We start from the raw sequence: 6,117 nt of genomic DNA on the forward strand, positions 1-6,117 counted from the left end.
GCCCCCCCCCCCCCCCCCACCCCCCCCCCCCCCCCCCCCCCCCCCCCCCCCCCCCCCCCCCCCCCCCCCCCGCTCGGGCCGCCCCTCCCGGGGGGGGGGGGGGGGGCCCCCCCCCCCACTGCGAGCGTGCAATGCAGCACCGCGCCGCCCCCATCACGCCCCCTGCACACTTGCCGCGCGGCCCCTTCCGCCCTATGACCCGCACAATTCCAGTGCAATCCCGAGGACCGCCGATGATCCCCCGCTATTCCCGCCCTGAAATGGTCGCCATCTGGGACCCCGCCACCAAATTCCGCATCTGGTACGAGATCGAAGCCCATGCCTGCGATGCCATGGCCGCACTCGGGGTGATCCCGAAAGAAAACGCCGAGGCGGTCTGGAAAGCCAAGGATGTCGAATTCGACGTCGCCCGCATCGACGAGATCGAGGCTGTCACCAAACATGACGTCATCGCCTTCCTGACCCATCTTGCCGAACATGTCGGCAGCGACGAGGCCCGCTTCGTGCATCAGGGCATGACCAGCTCGGATGTGCTCGACACCTGCCTCAACGTGCAGCTCGTGCGCGCCGCCGACATCCTGCTCGACGGCGTCGACAAGGTGCTCGCCGCGCTGAAGAAGCGCGCCTTCGAACACAAGGACACCGTGCGCGTCGGGCGCAGCCACGGCATCCACGCCGAGCCGACCACCATGGGCCTGACCTTCGCGCGTTTTTACGCCGAGATGGACCGCAACAAGGACCGGCTTGAAAAGGCCAAGTGGGAAATCGCCACGGGCGCGATTTCGGGCGCGGTCGGCACTTTTGCCAATATCGACCCGGCGGTCGAGGATCACGTCTGCGAACAGCTCGGCCTGCGCCCCGAACCGATCAGCACCCAAGTCATCCCGCGCGACCGTCACGCGATGTTCTTTGCCACGCTGGGCGTGATCGCCTCGAGCATCGAGAACATCGCCATCGAGATCCGCCACATGCAGCGCACCGAAGTGCTCGAAGGGGCGGAATTCTTCTCGATGGGTCAGAAGGGCTCGTCGGCGATGCCGCACAAGAAGAACCCGGTGCTGACCGAAAACCTCACCGGGCTGGCCCGGCTGGTGCGCATGACGGTGATCCCGGCGATGGAGAACGTGGCGCTCTGGCACGAGCGTGACATCTCGCACAGCTCGGTCGAGCGCGGCATCGGCCCGGATGCGACCATCACGCTGGATTTCGCGCTGAATCGGCTTGCTGGCGTTGTCGACAAGATGATCATCTATCCGCAGAACATGCTCGACAACATGAACAAGTTCCCCGGGCTGGTGATGTCTCAGCGGGTGCTTCTGGCGCTCACGCAAGCCGGCGTGTCGCGCGAGGACGCCTATTCCATGGTGCAGCGCAATGCGCTGAAGGTCTGGGAGGAACGGCTCGATTTCCGCGAGTTGCTGCTGGCGGACGACGCCGTGGTGACGGCGCTTGGCGTCGATGGCATCAACGAGAAATTCGACATGGGCTATCACACCAAGCATGTCGACACCATTTTTCGGCGGGTGTTCGGCGAAAGCTGAGACTGCAAGCGGGGGCCAGCCCCCGCACCCCCGGAGTTTAAGGGCAAGATGAAGGGGCGGGCCGCGCTTGGAGCCGAACGGCTTTTCTGCACGGATCGGTAGAATCATGATAGTCTGCGTTCAGTCTGACAGGAGGACGCACCATGACGATCAAGGCAATACTGACCGCCATCGCCCTCGTTTGGGCGCCCGCGTTTGCGTGGGCCTGCGCTGCGCATGAAGACGCCAGAATGACCTGCGCCGAGGGTGCGGTTTACGATTCAGCGACCCATAGCTGCAAGGTCGTTTCGGGCTGATCATCCGGACCAATTGGTAGCAAGGGGCGGCGCTTTGCAGTGCCGCCCTTTTTTGTTGGTGCGCCTGCGGAAATCCGCGGCTGAGGTGAGGCTTCATTAACCTCGTCAGGGTAACCCTTGGACGGAAGAAATGGAGCGGTTTAAAATGAACAGCCTTTCCCCCCTCGCGGCCCTGCCCGGGCCTACTTTCAATCGCCCGCCGCTGACCCGGCGCGCAAAGGCCGCCATCGTCGTTCAGTTCTTGCTGAACGAGGGCGCCGACGTGCCGTTGTCCTCGCTGCCCGACGATCTGCAAGGCGAACTGACCCAGCAATTGGGCAGAATGCGCTACGTCGATCGCGAGACCCTGAATACGGTCATCCAGGAATTTTCCGATGAACTGGATTCCGTCGGCATGTCTTTTCCGGGGGACATGGCCGGCGCGCTGTCGGCCCTTGACGGCAAGATCAGCCCCCGTACCGCCGCCCGTCTGCGCAAGGAAGCGGGGGTACGCCAGACCGGAGATCCGTGGGAGCGCATCAACAAGCTGGAAGAAGATCGTCTGGCCGAGCTGGTCGGCGGCGAATCGACGGAGATCGCTGCGGTGATGATGTCGATGATCGAAACCTCCAAAGCCGCCAAGGTGCTGGCCCGCCTGCCCGGCGATCGTGCACGCCGTATCAGCTATGCGATCTCGATGACCGGCGGCGTAAGCCCGGAGGCTGTGGATCGCATCGGGTTGAGCCTTGCCGCCCAGCTTGACGCAGAGCCTGCGAAAGCCTTTGAAAAGAAACCGGATCAGCGGGTCGGGGCGATTCTGAATTACGCCAACAGTGCCAAGCGCGACGAACTTCTCGAAGGGCTCGACGCCACCGACAAGGATTTCGCCGAGGCTGTACGCAAAGCGATCTTCACCTTTGCCAACATCGCTGAGCGGCTCAAGAAGATCGACGTTCCGAAGATCGCCCGCGACGTTCCTGCAGAAACACTGACCATGGCGATCGCCGCCGCCAAGTCTGACGCCGACATGAAATCTGTCGAATTCCTGCTTGAAAATATGTCAAAGCGCATGGCCGGAAGCCTGCGGGAGGATGCAGCAGGCCTGTCGGTCAATGCCAAGAAAGGCGAGTTGGCCATGAACCAGGTCGTTTCGGCGATCCGGGATCTCGTTGCAACTGGCGAGGTTGAATTGCGAGACGGTGACGACGCCGACGAGTGACCGAAGCGATACAGCGCCGACCGCGCCTTGGCGCGGCATGAAATCGCCGGTTGCACCTCGGGGGTCTCCATGGTTCCTGCAAGACGAACTTTGTGGAGACCTCCGTATGCTGCGCCGCCTATACGATTGGACGATGTCGCTTGCCGATCACCCGCGGGCGCTGTGGGCGCTTGCCGCCGTCGCCTTCATCGAAGCGTCGGTGTTTCCGATCCCACCCGATGTGCTGATGATCCCGATGGTGCTCGCGGCGCCGCGTCGGGCTTGGCTGATCGCGCTGGTTGCGACCGCAGCATCGGTGTTGGGCGGGCTTGCCGGATATGGCATCGGGCATTTCTTCTTTGAAGGCATTGGTCGCCCGATCCTTGAATCGCTCGGCAAGAGCGACAGCATCGAAGAATTCAACACGCGGTTCAACGATGTCGGGTTCTGGGCCGTGCTGATCGCCGGGGTTACCCCGTTTCCTTTCAAAGTCATCACCATCATGTCGGGCTGGACGGCGATGCCGCTGGGGACGTTCGTCGTCACCGCGATCATCGCCCGTGCGCTGCGGTTCTTTGTGGTGGCCGGGCTGCTTTACGCCTGCGGTGCGCCGATCCGCGATTTCATCGAACGCCGACTCGGGCTTGTCTTCACCCTTTTCATGCTGCTTCTCGTGGGTGGCTTTTACGTCGCGAGATATCTGTGATGCTCAATCGCAAGGTCCTTGTTCTTCTGGCAGCCGGTGGCTCTGCCGCCGTGCTGCTTGGCGCGCTGTATTTCCAGTTTTTCGAAGATCTGCCGCCATGCAAGCTGTGCATCTGGCAGCGTTGGCCGCATGTTGCCGCCGTGGGTATCGGCCTTGCCGCGCTTGCCGTCGGTGGCCGACTTCTGCCGCTCGCCGGGGCGCTGGCTGCGCTGTGCACAGGGGCGGTCGGGCTGTATCACACCGGGGTCGAACGTAGCTGGTGGCAAGGGCCCACCTCCTGCACCGGCTCGCAGTCGATCACCGAAATGTCCCCGGCGCAGGCCGCTGAGCTGATCATGAACATGGCGATCCAGCGCTGCGACGACGTGCTCTGGAGCTTTCTCGGTCTGTCGATGGCAAGCTGGAACGCTCTCTCCAGCCTCGCCTTCGCTCTGATCTGGATCGCTGCCGCACGGCGGTCACGCTAAGCCATAACATTCTGTATATTCAACATACTAGCCAATGATGCTCATCCTTTCATCTTCGGCCCCATGACGCGGGCGCCGCGCCTCTCGCAGATTGGATGACACGTGACGGGGCAATCCTCTGGCCACCCGGAGCCAGCGGCAATGACACCTCTTCCCACCATCACGCCCGCATGGTCTCGCCAGACGATGAAGAGGCCAGATTGTTTGCTGTCGCTGCTCCGCGATCCCGGAAGCGATGCTTTCAAACGAGGCAGATCTTATGTCTCCCGCGATCGTTGCAGGAACAGGGTTCGCCCGAGGGCGCCACGTCTGCCGCTATGTGAAGGACCTGAAATAATCCGGGGTCGGCTGGCCACACATCGGACATGTCCGGGGTCAGCTTAACACTGCCTCGCTGATGGGGCTGGTGGCTGGATTGGATTGGAAATGTCTGTGGCCCGAAACTGTCGGCTGAACGATCCTGCGGCAGAAAGTAATCTGCGGCGATCCATTTCGAACTGCCAGAAAGACATGCATTGATCGAAGGGCAGGAACGCAGATGTGCTATAGAGTGGCGTAGCACCCGGCTTGCCTTGCACTGACAGGCGGGCCGAGCTGATCGGGCGGTTCCGTGAGACGATGAGATCATCGCAAACTGGCACAGGCGTTTCGAACGTCATGTAGCGAGTGAGCTAACAAGCCTTCGCTCGGTCTGTTTCGTTAGAATGCCGCCGACCAGCCTGCGGATCAAAGCGGACGGATGGCGGCATCGTGCGGTTCAAGTCGCCCTACAAACGGATAAGCTGTTTTGGGCTGAATCCGCGTCTGCGCCTATGGGCTTGGGGCCCGCCTACGGTGACCGGATCGGCATGGCCGCGGCAAGGGCCTCGGGTCCGTCGCGCGCCGTCTTCATCTGTATTCGCGTGACGTGTCCATCAGATCGCCTCCGGTGGGTTTACCGGGCAACCCATTGCCCAGATTGTCTTGCGATCCGGCGCTCCTGAACGCTAGCCACCCTTCGGTGGCAAATATTGACGGAGGGACAGGGCTATCGCCGGGCCCGGCTTGCGCGCCAACAAGCTCCGGGCAATGAAACTGGCCGCCGAGAAGTTGCGGAAAATGGGTAAAAGGCAGGGCGCGTGCTACGTCTGCAACGTAATGAAACCTCGCCACCACGAATCCCAGATTGAAGAGAGTGCCGGAAAAAGCCCTAAGCCCTTCGCGGCGGCCTAGAGGCGGCCCCCTTCAAGAACAGCCGCCTCAAACCGGGCGGGACTGAACAGGCGGCCCGGTGCAGCTGCCAGCCGAGAGACCACGCTTCGCCCCGAGGTCAGCCGCACAGGGGCTTTGTCGCACCGTGTGAAGGGCGAACTAGCCCTTTCCCCAGACGGATTTGGCCTACGGGCATGGTGACAGCTATGCCAAGCGCAGAATAGCGATTGAGCGCAGCGACACGGATTTGGGTTTCTGCGACTTGGCGGACGGAGTCCCGTGCCCTGAGGCGCTGCCTCAGCAGCTTTACACGGTGCCTCCACTGACCGAGCAGGACGAAGGACGCAATGTCTCGACAGGTCTGGTCTCGACGCGGCGTCTTCGGGGGTATCAGCTCCAGCTTCGCCAGAGTGCGCGCTGCAGGTATCGTGAGGCAGTAACGGTATCCTTTCGGGCGCTCGTGGGCTTCCACGGCTCGGCAGCCTTGCGCGGCGGAATGGCAATATGAGCGCCGCGTGCCGCGATTTCATCATGGCATTTGCGGGTGTCGTAGGCCGGTCTGCTGTCACTGATGGGATGAATTTTAGGCCAATAACTCGGGTAACATCGGGGCGTCACCACCGTTACCCATCGTGATCTCTCCTTTCGGCAGATTTGCCATGCGGTAGTGCCCCGAGAGGTGGTGTAAGAGCGCCGACCTTCGGAGAGGTCCAAGGCTGATCAGGTCGCCACGGCGGAC

At 62.3% G+C, this 6,117-nt stretch carries 4 protein-coding genes and 1 pseudogene; 4 read left to right on the plus strand and 1 reads right to left on the minus strand.

Annotation, left to right across the window (positions count from 1 at the left end; genetic code table 11):
• Nucleotides 1–233 precede the first annotated feature (233 nt).
• From purB to Q4543_RS23575, 4 genes are all read left to right on the plus strand, one after another.
• Nucleotides 234–1,541 carry an adenylosuccinate lyase gene (gene purB / locus Q4543_RS23560; protein ID WP_303442442.1) on the plus strand — a complete coding sequence of 436 codons (1,308 nt, stop codon included), beginning with the start codon at nucleotides 234–236 and terminating at the stop codon, nucleotides 1,539–1,541.
• Between the two features lie 441 nt (nucleotides 1,542–1,982).
• Nucleotides 1,983–3,035, plus strand: coding sequence for a flagellar motor switch protein FliG (locus tag Q4543_RS23565; protein ID WP_303442445.1), 1,053 nt, complete (start codon nucleotides 1,983–1,985; stop codon nucleotides 3,033–3,035).
• A 106-nt stretch (nucleotides 3,036–3,141) separates the two neighbouring features.
• Nucleotides 3,142–3,720, plus strand: coding sequence for a YqaA family protein (locus tag Q4543_RS23570; protein ID WP_216004689.1), 579 nt, complete (start codon nucleotides 3,142–3,144; stop codon nucleotides 3,718–3,720).
• Nucleotides 3,720–4,187 (plus strand): disulfide bond formation protein B, encoded by a 468-nt coding sequence (locus Q4543_RS23575; RefSeq protein ID WP_303442449.1) that lies wholly within the window; start codon nucleotides 3,720–3,722, stop codon nucleotides 4,185–4,187. Before Q4543_RS23570 ends, Q4543_RS23575 begins: the two co-directional genes overlap by 1 nt.
• A gap of 1,309 nt (nucleotides 4,188–5,496) precedes the next feature.
• Here the strand turns inward: Q4543_RS23575 and Q4543_RS23580 are convergent.
• Nucleotides 5,497–6,018: pseudogene (locus tag Q4543_RS23580) on the minus strand (hypothetical protein); the annotation flags it as partial.
• Nucleotides 6,019–6,117 lie beyond the last annotated feature (99 nt).

The sequence above is a fragment of the Salipiger sp. 1_MG-2023 genome, from assembly GCF_030547555.1.
Taxonomy (GTDB): Bacteria; Pseudomonadota; Alphaproteobacteria; order Rhodobacterales; family Rhodobacteraceae; genus Salipiger.

Coding starts and splice junctions, on each gene's coding strand:
- purB (WP_303442442.1), top strand. CDS start 234: ATGATCCCCCGCTATTCCCGCCCTGAAATGGTCGCCATCTGGGACCCC.
- Q4543_RS23565 (WP_303442445.1), top strand. CDS start 1,983: ATGAACAGCCTTTCCCCCCTCGCGGCCCTGCCCGGGCCTACTTTCAAT.
- Q4543_RS23570 (WP_216004689.1), top strand. CDS start 3,142: ATGCTGCGCCGCCTATACGATTGGACGATGTCGCTTGCCGATCACCCG.
- Q4543_RS23575 (WP_303442449.1), top strand. CDS start 3,720: ATGCTCAATCGCAAGGTCCTTGTTCTTCTGGCAGCCGGTGGCTCTGCC.